Raw genomic sequence first — 15266 nt, 5'->3', positions numbered from 1 at the left:
TCTACATGTGATGAATGAGTTCAGTATATTCGGCAGGGAATAATATTCCGATACTGGTTACATGAACATGTCGCATTTTGGAGCACATAAAGGCAATGGGTGAGCTAACTTGGGATCAAACTTTACGCTTTCGTTTACTTGAAATAGTGTTGCAGTGGGAAGGGCGTTTAACGACAAACCACCTTTGCTCTGCTTTTAATATTGGTCGTCAGCAGGCATCTAAAGACATCAATCGCTACATCAAGAAATATTCTCCTAATGGGTTAGAATACGATAGTAAACTCAGGGGTTATAAACCCACCGCTTTTTTTATTCCCCGTTTTAGTGAAGGTAAGGTTGATGAGTATCTGACACTCCTGCATCAGGAAAAACAGCAGGTGCGTCGGCATCTAGAACGGGGAATGGCTCTCCCTTTAATGGATTTACGTTACGGTCATATTGAGATTTTAAATGTGCCAGCCCGCCATATCGATCCAGAGATCGTTCGGGGTTTGGTGCAAGCGGCTCGTTATCAGTTGAGGGTAGATGTTGACTATGTATCCTTAAGCTCGGAAGAACAAAGTGGACGCAATATCGTACCTCATACGTTGGTCTATGATGGGATCCGTTGGCATGTACGTGCATATTGTGAGAAGAAAAAAGATTACCTGGACTTTGTAATGAGTCGATTTCGTGGTGTGCCTGATTTGCTGGATGCTTCCGAAAATGGAAGAGAGCAAGATGTTGAGTGGAATACTCTGGTGACTGCTATAGTAGTGCCTAACCCCAAGCTCAGCACTACTCAGCAAAAAATTATCGCCAGTGATTACGCGATGAATGATGGAAAATTGCTGATCACTCAGCGTATCCCTTTACTCCATTATGCTCTTGGGCTTTTACAAGTGAATTTTGACGGGGAATATAATGAGAAGCCTCTACTACATCCACTGGTATTAGCCAACCGATCCGATTTAGTTAATCTAGGATGCCACTTCAAGCTGACAAGTGGTTGATTTGTCCATGGCGTAATAAATAAAAATTCAATATCGTAGGACACTTCTTTTACTTCTCGCAGCGCGAGAAGTAAGTGATATTCATAAATATCAGTGTCTCACTATGATGAAAAGGTATATATTTGAGCTTAAAGTATTATGAAATTTTTCTCAGAACTTTGATCACCTATACCATTATAATTTACCCATACCATAACTCAATTAAGGTCAGTGAACTTATAGTCATTCCGATAACAAAAACTGCCACTATTACCATTGGAGGATGTCATGAAACTTTCAGATTTAGGAAATAGAATTTGCATTATGGGGCCATCAAATAGTGGTAAGTCCACACTTGCTAATGCAATTTCAAGGAAGTGTAACTTGAAGGTAATTCATCTGGATCAGCTTTTTCATTTACCCAATACAAACTGGCAGGAACGTTCCGTAGATGAATTCATCTCATTGCATGATATGGCAATAAAGGAAGATAACTGGGTTATAGATGGGAATTATAGAAAATGTCTATCACAACGCCTATTCAGGGCAACTGGAGTGATCTTATTAGATGTTTCAACGTCATCAAGCTTGCTACGTTATGTAAACAGAACATTATTTCAACGCAAGCGCTATGGTGGTCTGGAAGGTAGTAGAGATAGTATCAAATGGAAAATGATCCATCATATTTCTGTTGTTACCCCCAACAGCAGAAAATGCTATGCGGGTTTGTTTGAACAATTAACCATACCCAAAATCAAACTGACATCTATTAAAGAAATTAAGGATCAATTTGATAAATGGGAACTTACTAGGTAGTTACTTTTGTAAATTATTTTCATAATATATCAATATCATAAGAGAATATATTTTCGGATTCACATATTAAGCGCAACACTATAATTATTCATGGTAAGATCAACAAATTGTTCTTTTATGTCCGCCTAGTATGCTCTGTTGGCGTACTCAAGTTGAAACGTGCGTTTGCAGGATAAGCAGCGGTAACGTTAGTGACCCGCATCGCCTTTGCCGTGTTTTTTAATAAACTCCGTTTGCTGACAAAATTGACACTTTACTTCAACCGTTGCCATTTTATTTCCTCCCGAAAAAATAACGACTATATAAATAGTGTTTCAAAATGATAGGCGTATTCCTTACCCCGCGCTCCGCGCGGGGTAAGGAACTCCAACATCTGATACTCTCAGTATTATGAAAACTTATTTATAATCAGCAACGGATTGAATACGTGACCGGATAAGTTTTTTCCTTCCTTATAATACTGAAAGTCATTAGCCAGTGTTTTTATTTATTCTTGGTTTTTGTTTATGTCATGAAAGGCGAGATCGGCCTGATGAGTGAGTTTTTGGGAGCTGCAAATAGTCGCAACTCCCCAATCCCCAAAACTCACTTCCCAATCCCAACCGGATACGACTCAAACAAATACCCGTCAAAATTAGGGTCATCTACATCGGATAATTCCAGTAAACTCTGTTTCACATTTTCTAAGTGTTGCCACATTGTTTGCTTCGCTGCTGCGGGATCTTTTTTTATCATCGCTGCCAAAATTGCCTGATGATCATTCAGCCACGCTTTACGGTAATCAGTATTGGTAATTCGGCTATGCAGTTTCATCCACATGGGATTATTTTCACGCCACGTCCAGGACTGTTTAAGCAATTCAACTAACATACTGTTATGCGTTGCCTGTGCGATAGCTAAATGAAATTCTCTGTCACCGGATTCACTTTCCCCCGAAATCAGATCCTTTTTCTCCTTTTCCAATGCGTTGCGCATATTAGCAATATCGGCTGGAGTCACCTGGAGCGCTGCAAATTCAGCGATATTACTTTCCAATAATTGGCGCGCTTGTAACAGCTCAAAAGGCCCTGCGGCATTGATGGTCGTATCACTTGAATAGGAGCGTGGCAATTGGATGAGGTAAATGCCTGAGCTTTTGCGTACTTCAATGAGGTTTTCCAATTCCAGTACAATTAACGCTTCACGAACAAGCGTGCGCGAAACGCTGAATTTTTCTGCAATTTCACGTTCTGTCGGTAGACGATCACCGGGAGAATAATCCATCTCTATAATCATCTGACGTAATGATTGGGCTACTTCGTGATAGGGACGTCTGGAGTCTGCAAAGTTCATCATTTAATGCCGCCGTAAGGTCATATACTTAAATGGATCGACTAAAAATGATGTTATTCTAAGGCATCAATGCCAGAAATATAACCACCTATTCTTGTTACAATAGGTGGTTTTGAGAGAAAATTATTCTATTTTACGTATTCGATTTACCATTTCGAATAATGCCGGTTGGGTTTTAGCGATATCGTCATACATGGGTTTAACCGCGTCCTGAAAGAGGGTTTTATCCACAGTAATAAACTCAACGCCTTGTTTTTCTGCTTTTGCCCGCTCTTCTTTTTCTGATTTTTCCCACAGTTGAATCATGTATTTTGAGGAGTTCAGCGCTGCTTTTTTCACAATCTCTTGCTGTTCAGTGGTTAATTTATTCAATGACTTGTTAGATATTAACAGGACATCAGGGATCATCGTGTGCTCATCCAGAGAAAAGAATTTTGTCACTTCATTGTGGCGGCTTAGCGTAAAAGAGGTGATGTTGTTTTCAGCCGCATCCACAACCCCTTGTTGCAAGGCGGTATAAAGTTCACCATAAGCGAGTGGTGTTGGATTTCCTTTCAACCCTTTCACCAAGGCAATAGCGGTTGGGCTGGGTTGTACGCGAATTTTCAAGCCTTTTAGATCTTCAGGCGTTCTAATCGGTTTTTTCGCATAAAAACTGCGTGCCCCCGCATCATAGTAAGTGAGACCAATAAATCCCATGTTTTGACTTGAAGCGAGGATTTCTTTGCCGATATCGCTATCGATGACTTGTTGGTAGTGCTCTTTATCGCGGAACAAATAGGGCAGGTTAAAAATGGAATACGCGGGAGAAAAGGCTTCTAATTCTGCTGCATTGGATTTAGCAATATCCAAGGCGCCATTTTGCATCAATTCGATGGATTCACGTTGGTTGCCCAATTGAGAATCAGAATAGATGCGAATGCGAATTTCCCCATTGGTTTTTTCTTTCACTTCGTTAGCAAACTGGGTCATGGCCTGATGGACTGCATGAGCCCGGTTCTGGTTATGGCTAAGTTTCAGCGTTGTCACGGCGAAAGCCTGAGATGCCCCTATCATCAATATGATGCCAGCCGCTATGCCTGAAACCTGTCGTTTATTGTTCTGCATGTTTGGTTCTCCAGAGGTGAGGGTCGGTTTTTGTTATTTTCTTGTGGGCAAACCATAATCAGATTTTATTGACTGGGCAAAGGGCAAAATTCAATTGGTCGATCTTACTCGCAAAAAACGTCGATATTGGTTGACCTTTTGGGTTTGTGATCTGCCTCACTCTCTTTCGGAAGTTATTTCAGGGTTTTTAGTACGATCAGTATAGATTCTCATTTTTGGACGGGCTTTAATTGGTAAACCAAAATGATGGGGATCGGATAAATGAAAAACCTTCTGGCGATGACCAATAAAAGTTTGGCATTTTTTACCATCTGCCTGCTGGCCTTTCTGGTTTTATGCGTGTCATGGCAAGTCATTTCACGTTATGTCTTAGGTACACCAAGCACAGAAACAGATGAATTAGCACGTTATCTGTTTATGTGGGTCGCCTTAATTGGTGCTGCCTACACAACCGGACAGCATCGGCATCTTGCTATCGATCTGCTGATGATGAAATTAACCGGAGTCAAGAAAAGCGTTATCAACCTGATTATTCAGGCAGCCATTATTTTATTTTCTGCCATTGTGCTGCTTTATGGTGGCGGCCTGCTGGTTTCATCGACCTTGGAAAATGGCCAAATCACCCCCGTATTAGGCTGGAAAATGGGGTACATCTATTTGTGTCTGCCGATTAGCGGAATATTGATGATTTTCTATGCGTCCGTTGATGTGATCTCGATTATTCAACATTTTTCTGGTCAACCACCCGTGGTGCCTGAGAATGATTAACTTGTGGAGATAAGGGGTTAGAGTATGGATTGGTATATCATTGCCGCACTCTTTGGCACATTTGCAATATTGCTGGCATTGAGTGTTCCCGTTTCTTTTGCAATCGGCTTATCTTCGTTAGTTGCTATTACGATGACATTGCCGCTGGAATCCGCGATCACGGTTGTTGCACAACGTATGGCTGCGGGAGTCGATAACTTCTCTCTATTGGCGATCCCGTTCTTTATTCTGGCCGGAAATATTATGAACCAAGGTGGGATAGCTGCCCGTTTGATCAATCTGGCCAAAATGATTGGCGGCCGTTTGCCGGGATCATTAATGCACGTCAATATCATGGCGAACATGCTGTTTGGGGCAATTTCAGGTTCGGCAGTGGCATCCGCTGCTGCGGTTGGGGGAACAATGGCACCGATGCAGCGAAAAGAAGGATATGATCCTAACTTATCTGCTGCTGTGAACATCGCTTCTTGTCCTTCTGGTTTGCTGATCCCACCCAGTAATACCTTGATTGTGTATTCGTTGGTTTCAGGGGGAACATCTATTGCTGCCTTGTTCTTAGCGGGTTATATCCCAGGCATTATTATGGGTATTTCACTCATGTTTGTGTCTGCCATTATTGCCAAGAGGAAGCGCTATCCTGTTGCACCTCGGCCAACGTGGCGCGCATTTTTTGTTACAGCGTGGCAAGCGATACCCTCATTAATGCTCATTGTGGTCATTATGGGCGGTATTATTGCGGGGATCTTCACGGCGACAGAAGCCTCAGCCATTGCTGTTCTCTACAGTTTTATTCTCGCAGTGGTGATTTATCGTGAAGTGAGTCTCAAACAACTGCCCAAAATTATTCTTGATTCAGCTATTACCACATCTATTGTTTTGCTACTGATTGGCGTATCAATGGGTATGTCCTGGGCGATGGCCAATGCTGATCTACCCTATCTAATTGCCGATGCGTTGATGGCGGTTTCTGATAATCCACTGACCATCTTGCTAGTCATCAATATCATCCTGCTGATAGTGGGGGTCTTTATGGATATGACACCTGCCGTTTTGATCTTCACGCCGATTTTCTTACCCGTTGCGACGAGCATGGGTATCGATCCTGTGCATTTTGGCATCATCATGACATTTAATCTGGCGATTGGGATTTGTACTCCTCCTGTAGGCAGCGCGTTATTTGTGGGGTGTTCTGTGGGGGAGGTGAGTATCGATAAGGTACTGAAACCGCTGTTGCCGATGTACATTGCGCTGATTTCGGCATTAGCGCTGGTGACATACCTGCCGCAACTAAGTTTGTGGTTACCTGAATTAGTCTTGAATAAGTTATAGGGGGAGTTATGAAACAAACCTGGCGTTGGTATGGGCCGGAAGATCCTGTTTCATTAGCGGATATCCGTCAGGCGGGAGCAACTGGGATTGTGACGGCGTTGCACCACATTCCCAACGGCGAAATCTGGCCTGTCGAAGAGATAGCGCAACGTAAGGCACTGATTGAAGCTAATCAACTTGAATGGACAGTGGTAGAAAGTGTTCCCATTCATGAAGATATCAAAACGTATACTGGGGAATACGATCGGTGGATCGAAAACTATCAACAAACCTTGCGTAACCTCGCTGTCTGCGGGATTAAAACAGTATGCTACAACTTTATGCCGGTTCTGGATTGGACACGGACAGATCTCGCGTATGAATTGCCTGATGGATCAAAAGCGCTGCGCTTTGATCAAATCGAATTTGCTGTTTTTGATATCCACATCTTGCAACGTTGTGGTGCAGAAAAAGATTATTCCGCAGATGAAATTGTGCAAGCACAATCACGCTTCGCTGCAATGACAGAAGAAGAAAAACAACAACTGACAGATACGATTATTGCTGGCCTTCCTGGCGCTGAGGAAGGCTATAGCTTGGAACAATTTCGCCAACACCTGAAACGTTATACAGGAATTGATAAGGAAAAATTACGTGAGCACTTTGCTTATTTCCTGCAAAAGATCATTCCGGTAGCGGAAGAGTACGGTATCAACATGGCGGTTCATCCTGATGATCCACCGCGTGAGATCTTAGGCCTACCACGCATTGTTTCTACGCTAGAAGATATGCGTTGGATAGCTGAAACGGTAGACAGCAATGCCAATGGCTATACGATGTGCACCGGATCTTACGGTGTGCGGGCGGATAATGATTTGGTAAAGATGATCAAATTATTTGGTTCCCGTATCTATTTTCTCCACTTGCGCTCAACCGTGCGTGAAGAAAACCCATCCACGTTCCATGAAGCGGCACATCTTGCGGGTGATGTGGATATGTATGAAGTGATCAAAGCGGTTGCGGAAGAAGAACACCGTCGGTTGGCGGCGGGTGAAAATCACCTGATTCCCATGCGGCCTGATCATGGTCATCAAATACTTGATGATTTGAAAAAGAAAACGAACCCTGGCTATTCGGCAATCGGCCGCCTGAAAGGGCTGGCTGAAATTCGTGGCCTTGAGTTGGGTATTCATCGCGCATTTTACCAAAAATAATTTCTGAGCTAACCCTACATGGTGGTGGATGAATATCACCCACTACCGCTTATTGGTGAGTCCATTATGGAAAAAAATCTTGTCAATGCGATAACTTCTGTCCCATACCCTGGTTGGACAACCGAACGTCTGACTTCCCGTATGGTGCATTTAGGCTGCGGTGCATTTCATCGGGCGCATCAGGCGCTTTATACACATTACGTATTAGAACAGACAGACAGTGATTGGGGATTTTGTGAAGTTAATTTGATGCTAAATGATGCTTCACTGATTGAAAATCTGAAAAAACAATCTATGCGCTATACCGTTGCAGAAAAAGGGCAGGAAGAAATCAGATTAAAAATTATTGGTTCGATGAAAGAAGGTATGCACCCATTAATTGATGGCGTTCAGGCGATTATCGAAAAAATGGCTGATCCTGATGTTGCCATCATCTCTTTGACAATCACGGAAAAAGGTTATTGTACCGATGCCGTGACAGGGCGGTTAGATCCAAATAATGAGTTGATTATTAAAGATATTGCTAATCCCGCGGTGCCAAGATCAGCTATCGGCTATATTACGGCGGCGCTAAGATTGCGTTTTGAACGAAACCTACCCGCTGTGACGATTTTGTCGTGTGATAACGTGCGGGAAAATGGACAAGTTGCCCGTGAGGCTGTATTAGGTCTGGCGCGTTTGCAGGACGAAAAATTGGCGCAATGGATAGAAAACCAGGTGACATTTCCCTGTACGATGGTAGATCGCATCGTGCCGGCCGCCACTCCAGAAACGTTAACTGAAATTGCCCAACAGCTGGGTGTTGCCGATCCGTGTGCTATTGCCTGCGAACCTTTTCGTCAATGGGTGATTGAAGATAACTTTGTCAATGGGCGCCCAAATTGGGATCTGGCCGGTGCGCAATTTGTGGACGATGTGGTGCCCTTTGAAATGATGAAATTGCGTATGTTAAATGGCGCTCATTCATTTTTGGCCTACCTGGGGTATTTAGGTGGCTATGCGCATATCTCCGATACCATGACAAATGCTGATTATCGTCGGGCGGTGTATGCACTGATGTTAAATGAACAAGCCCCAACGCTATCAATGCCAGAAGATATCGACCTGATGGCCTATGCGGATAAATTGCTCGAACGATTCATTAACCCAGCGTTAAAACACCAGACCTGGCAAATTGCGATGGATGGCAGCCAGAAATTGCCGCAGCGCATGATTGATTCCATTGAATGGCATCTTTTGCGGGGAAGTGATTATCGCCATTTAGCGCTTGGTGTAGCGGGTTGGATGCGTTATATCAGCGGCGTGGATGAACAAGGCCAACCCATTGATGTGCGTGATCCATTAAAAGAAACCTTTGTGACGATTTTTGCCAAATATGGTCAGTCGGTCGAGGTGGTGAAAGAATTACTGGCAATTGAATCGATCTTTGGCAAGAAACTGGTCAACAACCGTGAATTTGTCGATAACGTCACCAAAGCCTACCAAAACTTACTCAATGTTGGCGCCCGCCAAGCGGTCGCGGCCCTTTGACCATAGAGGAAAATCCCATGAAAACCTTTATGTGTGAAGATTTCCTGTTAAATAATGACGTTGCCCGCCGCCTTTATCATGATTACGCGGCGTTGATGCCTATTTATGACTATCACTGTCATCTCAATCCCAAAGAGATAGCGCAAAACCGCCGTTTCCACAATCTTGGTCAAATTTGGTTAGAGGGCGATCATTATAAATGGCGCGCGATGCGTGCGGCAGGGATTGAAGAGGCACGAATTACCGGTGCTGAAAGCAGTGATTATGGAAAATACCTCGCATGGGCGGAAACGGTTCCTCTGACGATTGGCAATCCACTTTATCACTGGACTCATCTGGAATTGCGGCGCCCTTTTGGTATTAGCGGAAAACTATTTGCGCCTGATACTGCTGAGGCTATTTGGCATGAAGCGAACGAGAAACTCTCACAAGATGAATTTTCTGCCCGTGGCATTATGCAGCAAATGCAGGTACGCATGGCAGGAACAACGGATGATCCCATCGATTCTCTCGAATATCATCAACAGATTGCCAAAGATAAAGATTTTACCATCGAAGTATTACCAAGCTGGCGTCCAGACAAAGTCTGCAAAATTGAGTTATCGGGTTTTTGTGACTATCTCGAACGATTAGGAGAAGTCGCAGATGTCGCGATCGGGTGTTTTGCTGATTTATTGCAGGCATTAGAGCGCCGACTTGAACACTTTCAAGAGCACGGTTGTGTGGCATCGGATCATGGTATTGAACAGTTGCGTTATGCGCCGATACCTGACGAAAAAGTGTTAGACATCATTTTGCAAAAGCGCAGACAAGGGCAATTACTCAGTGAATTAGAAATAGCACAATTTACGACAGCGCTACTGGTTTGGTTAGGTAAACAGTACGCAAAACGTGGATGGGTCATGCAACTGCATATTGGCGCCTTACGCAATACCAACACGCGTATGTTTAAGCGGTTAGGGGCAGACAGCGGCTTTGATTCCATTGGGGATAACCCTATCGCTTACCCATTATCTCGCTTGCTGGATGAGATGGATAAAACAGATGAATTACCGAAGACCATTCTGTATTGCTTAAATCCCCGAGATAACGAAGTGATCGCAACTATGACTGGCAATTTTCAGGGCGGGGATCAGGGTGATAAAAGTATTCGGGGTAAGATCCAATTTGGATCGGGCTGGTGGTTCAACGATCAAAAGGACGGTATGCAGCGTCAATTGGAGCAACTTTCCCAATTAGGTTTATTGAGTCAGTTTGTCGGTATGCTGACAGATTCACGCAGTTTCTTATCTTATACCCGTCATGAATATTTTCGGCGAATTCTCTGCAATATGCTGGGAAATTGGGTCGAAAATGGTGAAATCCCCCATGATGAGAAGATGCTGGGGCAGATAGTCCAGGACATCTGCTTTAATAATGCAGAACGTTATTTTCAGGCTATAAAGGATTAAAGAATGCAGATGCGGAAAATTGCCCTGATTGGCGAATGCATGGTTGAGCTAAATGGCATTCCATTTGGTGCCATGACACAAAGCTATGGCGGTGATGTGCTAAATAGTGCAGTTTATCTGGCTCGCGCTGGCGGCGATATACTTGATGTCCATTTTGTCACAGCGATGGGTACAGATCCTTTGAGCGAAGGCATGATCTCACGCTGGCAGCAAGAGGGCATTAATACTTCGCTCGTGTTAAGTGATAACACCCATCAGCCCGGTTTATACCTAATCCAACTTGATGAAAAAGGTGAGCGCACGTTTCTTTACTGGCGCAATAACTCGGCGGCGCGTTATCTCTGGCGCCATCCTGATTATCCTTTCTTGCGCCAGCAATTGCAGAATATGGACGTACTCTATCTCAGTGGGATCAGCCTGGCGATTTTGCCTGAGCATGATCGTCAATTGCTGCTCATTGATTTGAACCAGTTGGCTGCTGAAGGGAAATTGATTTTCTTTGACAGTAATTATCGTCCCGCTTTATGGGAAAACGAAAAACAAGCCCGTGAGTGTTATCAGCAAATGTATGCCATCACTGATATCGCGTTAGTCACTGACGATGATGAAGCGCGTCTCTGGGGAGATTCATCAATTGAGGAAAGCTTTAACCGCCTGAAAAGAATGGGGGTTAAACAAGCCATTATCAAAGCGGGTGAACGGGGCTGTTTTTATCGTGACTCAAGCGGCTGCGATGCCACGCAACATATTGAGACTCAACCTGTTACACCTGTCGTTGATACCACTTCGGCAGGCGATGCATTTAATGCGGGTTTTATCGCGGGGCTGTTAAATGGGAAATCCATTTATGATTCAGCATTAATGGGGCATCAGCTCGCAAGGGTTGTGATCCAGCATAAAGGTGCGATTATTCCGCAGACAGCGACACAGCCAGTTACCGCCCGTTTTTTTAATTCGAACGAAATCGGAGAGAATGATAATGCAAGAGATAATGGCGCGTCTGCGTCAGATTAAAATTGTGCCTGTGATAGCTATTGAAGAGGCCAGAGATATCATTCCCCTTGGTCATGCATTAGCAGACAACGGCCTGCCTGTGGCTGAAATCACGTTTCGTACCGAGAGTGCCGCCGAAGCGATCAGTCTACTGAAGGCTGAGCGGCCAGATATGTTGATCGGTGCAGGAACCGTGCTTCATCGTGAACATGTTCGTCAGGCAAAAGCCGCGGGGGCAGAGTTTGTCGTCTCACCAGGGCTTAATCCAAACACTGTACAAGCATGTCAGCAAATTGGTATTCCTATCATTCCTGGCGTGAATAATCCCAGTACTATTGAACAAGCGCTGGAATTAGGCACCGATTTTGTCAAATTCTTCCCGGCTGAGCCTTCTGGTGGCATTGCGATGATTAAAGCACTACTTGCACCGTACCCACAGTTGCAAGTCATGCCAACCGGTGGGATCAGCGTGAAGAATATTCTCGATTATCTTGCTGTCCCACAAATTGTGGCATGTGGTGGTTCCTGGATGGTCAGCCCACAGTTGATTCGAGGTAAGGACTGGAAGGAGGTTGGTAGATTGGTGAGGGAAGCGGTGGAGCTTGCTAAGGGAATATCCATTTCACAATAGATAACCCTTTATGACTTAATGTGTTAGTCATCGAAAGGGACCACATCATTATCTGCTTTGTGATTAATGTCACAATTTCTTAGATTTTTATGATAATGGACAACTTTTAAGATAATAATATTTCATTATTTTTTGATTTATTAGCATATTAAAGATAATCATTTAATCTCTAAAGGGTGGTTTAATAACATTTATACGCATTAAACTTCAAGTTGCAATTTACAACACTGTATGAAGCTTGATTTCTCCCCCACTTTGCGGGGAGAAATCACACGCATCCTGAAGTTAGATTGGTATAAATAAATATGAATATTACGATAATATTTCGATATTGGGGAAAAGCACGGAAGCGAAAATATACAGAAAGTGTTGAATATCATCTGTTACCTTTCCACAGTCTGGATGTGGTCAGTGTAGCTGCGTACTGGTGGGATCATAGCCCAGGGTTAAGGCGCCTGTTTTGTATCCATCAAGACAGAAGTGAGCGAGAAATAAGAGCGTGGGTGCTCTTTTTTGTTGCACTGCATGATCTGGGTAAATTTGAAATCCGCTTTCAATGTAAGTCATCCCAAATTTGGCTGTTTTTAAACCCAGAAGATAAACAATCCCTCCTGCCTTCAATCAATGACTGTAAAGGTTACGATCATGGTGCTTCTGGGCTTTACTGGTTTATTAAGGATCATCAGCCAGAATCATCTGAAGATGACGATGGGTTTTCTGAGCCAGAAACACAGCCTTACCAAGATTGGCTCCCCTGGGTAGAAGCCGTATTTGGTCATCATGGTACTATCAAACAAAAAAAGAGTGTGATCCAACGTGATGATGTCTACTCATTATTATTTTCATTACACCACCATGAAGATCGTGATAAACAAGCCCGGCTCGCTTGGTTAGATGTTGCAGCGGAATTGTTTTTAGCGCCTGTTGGACTTTCATTACAAGATACGCCACCTGACTGTTCCGTTTTGATGGCTGGGTTTTGTTCTATAGCGGACTGGCTAGGCTCTAGGTCAACCGAAGATACTTTTAACTACCGTGCGGCGGCTGTTTCTGATGTGGCAGAGTTACGGGCTTACTTCGAGCAACGTTACCAAGAAGACGCTATGCGTGTAGTGACACATAGTGGATTAATAGGTCAGGTAAAACAGGGGGCTTCAGTACAGGCATTGCTTGATTCTGGTTATCAGCCTCGGCAAGTACAGACTCTGGTTGATAATCTTCCTGTTGCTCCTGGGCTAACATTGATCGAAGCATCCACAGGCTCCGGTAAGACGGAAGCTGCCCTCGCTTATGCCTGGCGATTGCTGGAGCATAATCTGGCCGATAGCATTATCTTTGCATTACCGACCCAGGCTACGGCTAACGAGATGTTGGAACGTATGAACAAGTTAGCAAAAATAATCTTTACTGCCCCGAACCTGATTCTTGCTCATGGTAATGCGCGTTTTAATACGACTTTTCAAGCGATCAAACAGCAAGGGATTAATCTTCAAGAAGAAGATGCCTGGAGCCAGTGCTGCGAATGGTTATCGCAGGGACGAAAACGGGTTTTTTTAGGGCAAATAGGGGTTTGTACTATCGATCAGGTGCTAGTTTCTGTATTGCCGATCCGTCATCGTTTTATCCGTGGCTTTGGTGTTGGCCGTAGTGTGCTAATTGTTGATGAGATACATGCTTATGATCAATACATGTATGGCTTGCTGGATGCAGTTTTGCACAATCAGTTGAGTGCCGGAAGCTCGGCAATATTACTGTCGGCTACGTTACCGCAATGGCAGAAACAGCAACTATTAAGCAGTTATGCTCCCCAGCCAAATGATGATAGCAATAAACAAACAGTGGCAGCAGAAGATGTTCCTTATCCTCTGATTAGCTGGGTTGGTAATGAAGGAATGCGGTTTTTTGACTTGCAAAATCAACCCGAACAATACCCTGCTTCATTCTCTCTCCAGCTTGAACCTTATTACACTGAAGATGCTATGCCAGATAATGCTTTACTGGAACGTATGGTTGATGCTGCCCGTAAGGGGGCTCAGGTCTGTCTGATCTGTAATTTGGTTGATGTAGCTCAACAGACCTGGAGGCGACTTAAAAAGCTGGCAGCAGGCAGTGTTGACGTTATGTTGTTTCATGCGCGTTTTAGTCTGGTGGACCGGCAAGAAAAAGAGAACGCTGCACTGAGTTACTTTGGTAAAGGAGGAGATCGTTGTGATGGACGTATTCTGGTGGCTACTCAGGTCATAGAACAATCGTTGGATGTCGATTTCGATTGGTTAATTACTCAACACTGCCCGGTGGATCTTTTATTCCAGCGTCTGGGCAGATTGCATCGTCATTGGTGGCTAGTGCGTCCCTATGGTTTTGAGGATCCCATAGCGACGGTGCTCTTCCCTGCTTCTGGCACTTATGGGCTACATGGCAAAATTTACAGTCATACCCGCGTGATGTGGCGTACCCAAAAGTGGATCGAAGCTCTGCAAGGTAAACCACTTATCTTTCCTGATGCCTACCGTAAATGGATTGAACCTATCTATCGGGAAGATATTTCTGAACCTGAGCCGCAATGGGTGACAGAAGGTATGAAACTCTTTGAAGAAAATAACTTTACTCAGCGTATGAAAGCACAGCGAATAATGGATTGGGCTGAAGTCGTTGGGTTGGAGGACGTTGAAGGTAATGAAAGAGCGGTCACCCGTGATGGTGCTATGAGTATTCCTTTGGTGCCTTTTATTTCAACCGAAGCTGGTCGACAGTTGTTAGATGGCAGTATCTATGAGCAGTTAGAGAAATATCAGCAGCAGGAAGCATTAACGCGTAATCAGGTGAATATTCCTTTGGGATGGAAGAAAAAATTGGGCCTAGTTCAGGATAAATGGAACAGGGTTTGGTTGGAAGGAAACAGAGATAGTGCTGATTGGGCCTGGAGTAGCCAGGACGGCAGATTACGTTACAGTCATGAACAGGGGATGATATTAGTCATCCCCAAATAAATCCCAAAAGGGTTTGGGAACTTGATGATAAACATCATTATTAATGTACAGAATGACGGTTTATCCCCGTACTCACGGGGAATACACAGCGAAGTAGTATACGTTATGGTTTGTCGTAGGCAATAAATTTAATCTTACAAGAGTAGGGTATTTGA

At 44.0% G+C, this 15266-nt stretch carries 12 protein-coding genes and 1 pseudogene; 10 read left to right on the top strand and 3 right to left on the bottom strand.

Going from position 1 to position 15266, the window contains the following annotated elements:
* Positions 1-95 precede the first annotated feature (95 nt).
* Both WDV75_RS19245 and WDV75_RS19240 read left to right on the top strand, forming a co-directional pair.
* The gene (locus WDV75_RS19245) at positions 96-992 is read left to right on the top strand and encodes a WYL domain-containing protein (protein WP_273558517.1); all 897 of its coding nucleotides are present in this window, start codon (positions 96-98) and stop codon (positions 990-992) included.
* Positions 993-1259: 267 nt separating this feature from the next.
* On the top strand, positions 1260-1787 hold the full coding sequence (locus WDV75_RS19240; protein WP_189760355.1) for a GTPase: 528 nt from the start codon (positions 1260-1262) through the stop codon (positions 1785-1787).
* A gap of 128 nt (positions 1788-1915) precedes the next feature.
* Here WDV75_RS19240 and WDV75_RS19235 read toward each other — a convergent pair.
* The 3 genes and pseudogenes from WDV75_RS19235 to WDV75_RS19225 form a co-directional block, all read right to left on the bottom strand.
* Positions 1916-2059: pseudogene (locus tag WDV75_RS19235) on the bottom strand (IS1 family transposase); the annotation flags it as partial.
* A 313-nt stretch (positions 2060-2372) separates the two neighbouring features.
* Positions 2373-3122, bottom strand: coding sequence for an FCD domain-containing protein (locus tag WDV75_RS19230; protein ID WP_273558515.1), 750 nt, complete (start codon positions 3120-3122; stop codon positions 2373-2375).
* A gap of 120 nt (positions 3123-3242) precedes the next feature.
* The gene (locus WDV75_RS19225; RefSeq protein ID WP_273558513.1) at positions 3243-4226 is read right to left on the bottom strand and encodes a TRAP transporter substrate-binding protein; all 984 of its coding nucleotides are present in this window, start codon (positions 4224-4226) and stop codon (positions 3243-3245) included.
* A 261-nt stretch (positions 4227-4487) separates the two neighbouring features.
* Here WDV75_RS19225 and WDV75_RS19220 point away from each other — a divergent pair, with 261 nt between their 5' ends.
* From WDV75_RS19220 to cas3, 8 genes are all read left to right on the top strand, one after another.
* The gene (locus WDV75_RS19220; RefSeq protein WP_273558511.1) at positions 4488-4994 is read left to right on the top strand and encodes a TRAP transporter small permease; all 507 of its coding nucleotides are present in this window, start codon (positions 4488-4490) and stop codon (positions 4992-4994) included.
* A gap of 24 nt (positions 4995-5018) precedes the next feature.
* On the top strand, positions 5019-6323 hold the full coding sequence (locus WDV75_RS19215; RefSeq protein ID WP_273558509.1) for a TRAP transporter large permease: 1305 nt from the start codon (positions 5019-5021) through the stop codon (positions 6321-6323).
* 8 nt (positions 6324-6331) lie between these two features.
* Positions 6332-7516 (top strand): mannonate dehydratase, encoded by a 1185-nt coding sequence (uxuA, locus tag WDV75_RS19210; protein ID WP_273558507.1) that lies wholly within the window; start codon positions 6332-6334, stop codon positions 7514-7516.
* Between the two features lie 66 nt (positions 7517-7582).
* Positions 7583-9046: a fructuronate reductase gene (locus WDV75_RS19205; RefSeq protein ID WP_273558505.1), complete on the top strand. Its 1464-nt coding sequence runs from the start codon at positions 7583-7585 to the stop codon at positions 9044-9046.
* Between the two features lie 17 nt (positions 9047-9063).
* On the top strand, positions 9064-10497 hold the full coding sequence (uxaC, locus tag WDV75_RS19200) for a glucuronate isomerase (protein ID WP_273558503.1): 1434 nt from the start codon (positions 9064-9066) through the stop codon (positions 10495-10497).
* A 3-nt stretch (positions 10498-10500) separates the two neighbouring features.
* Positions 10501-11511 (top strand): sugar kinase, encoded by a 1011-nt coding sequence (locus WDV75_RS19195; RefSeq protein WP_273558501.1) that lies wholly within the window; start codon positions 10501-10503, stop codon positions 11509-11511.
* A complete protein-coding gene (locus WDV75_RS19190; RefSeq protein WP_273558499.1) occupies positions 11477-12121 on the top strand; it encodes a bifunctional 4-hydroxy-2-oxoglutarate aldolase/2-dehydro-3-deoxy-phosphogluconate aldolase in 645 nt (214 codons plus the stop codon). The genes WDV75_RS19195 and WDV75_RS19190 overlap by 35 nt, the downstream gene beginning before the upstream one ends.
* 305 nt (positions 12122-12426) lie before the next feature.
* Positions 12427-15111 carry a CRISPR-associated helicase/endonuclease Cas3 gene (gene cas3, locus WDV75_RS19185; RefSeq protein WP_273558497.1) on the top strand — a complete coding sequence of 895 codons (2685 nt, stop codon included), beginning with the start codon at positions 12427-12429 and terminating at the stop codon, positions 15109-15111.
* Positions 15112-15266: the final 155 nt, after the last annotated feature.

It is taken from the genome of Xenorhabdus griffiniae, assembly GCF_037265215.1.
GTDB lineage: Bacteria > Pseudomonadota > Gammaproteobacteria > Enterobacterales > Enterobacteriaceae > Xenorhabdus > Xenorhabdus griffiniae.
This window is presented reverse-complemented; position numbering and strand designations above follow the sequence as displayed.

What these genes read in the sequence shown, in the direction of transcription:
- WDV75_RS19220 (WP_273558511.1), top strand. Translation starts at nt 4,488, where the DNA reads ATGAAAAACCTTCTGGCGATGACCAATAAAAGTTTGGCATTTTTTACC.
- uxaC (WP_273558503.1), top strand. Translation starts at nt 9,064, where the DNA reads ATGAAAACCTTTATGTGTGAAGATTTCCTGTTAAATAATGACGTTGCC.
- WDV75_RS19205 (WP_273558505.1), top strand. Translation starts at nt 7,583, where the DNA reads ATGGAAAAAAATCTTGTCAATGCGATAACTTCTGTCCCATACCCTGGT.
- WDV75_RS19230 (WP_273558515.1), bottom strand. Translation starts at nt 3,122, where the DNA reads ATGATGAACTTTGCAGACTCCAGACGTCCCTATCACGAAGTAGCCCAA.
- WDV75_RS19195 (WP_273558501.1), top strand. Translation starts at nt 10,501, where the DNA reads ATGCAGATGCGGAAAATTGCCCTGATTGGCGAATGCATGGTTGAGCTA.
- WDV75_RS19190 (WP_273558499.1), top strand. Translation starts at nt 11,477, where the DNA reads ATGCAAGAGATAATGGCGCGTCTGCGTCAGATTAAAATTGTGCCTGTG.
- uxuA (WP_273558507.1), top strand. Translation starts at nt 6,332, where the DNA reads ATGAAACAAACCTGGCGTTGGTATGGGCCGGAAGATCCTGTTTCATTA.
- WDV75_RS19245 (WP_273558517.1), top strand. Translation starts at nt 96, where the DNA reads ATGGGTGAGCTAACTTGGGATCAAACTTTACGCTTTCGTTTACTTGAA.
- WDV75_RS19225 (WP_273558513.1), bottom strand. Translation starts at nt 4,226, where the DNA reads ATGCAGAACAATAAACGACAGGTTTCAGGCATAGCGGCTGGCATCATA.
- cas3 (WP_273558497.1), top strand. Translation starts at nt 12,427, where the DNA reads ATGAATATTACGATAATATTTCGATATTGGGGAAAAGCACGGAAGCGA.
- WDV75_RS19240 (WP_189760355.1), top strand. Translation starts at nt 1,260, where the DNA reads ATGAAACTTTCAGATTTAGGAAATAGAATTTGCATTATGGGGCCATCA.
- WDV75_RS19215 (WP_273558509.1), top strand. Translation starts at nt 5,019, where the DNA reads ATGGATTGGTATATCATTGCCGCACTCTTTGGCACATTTGCAATATTG.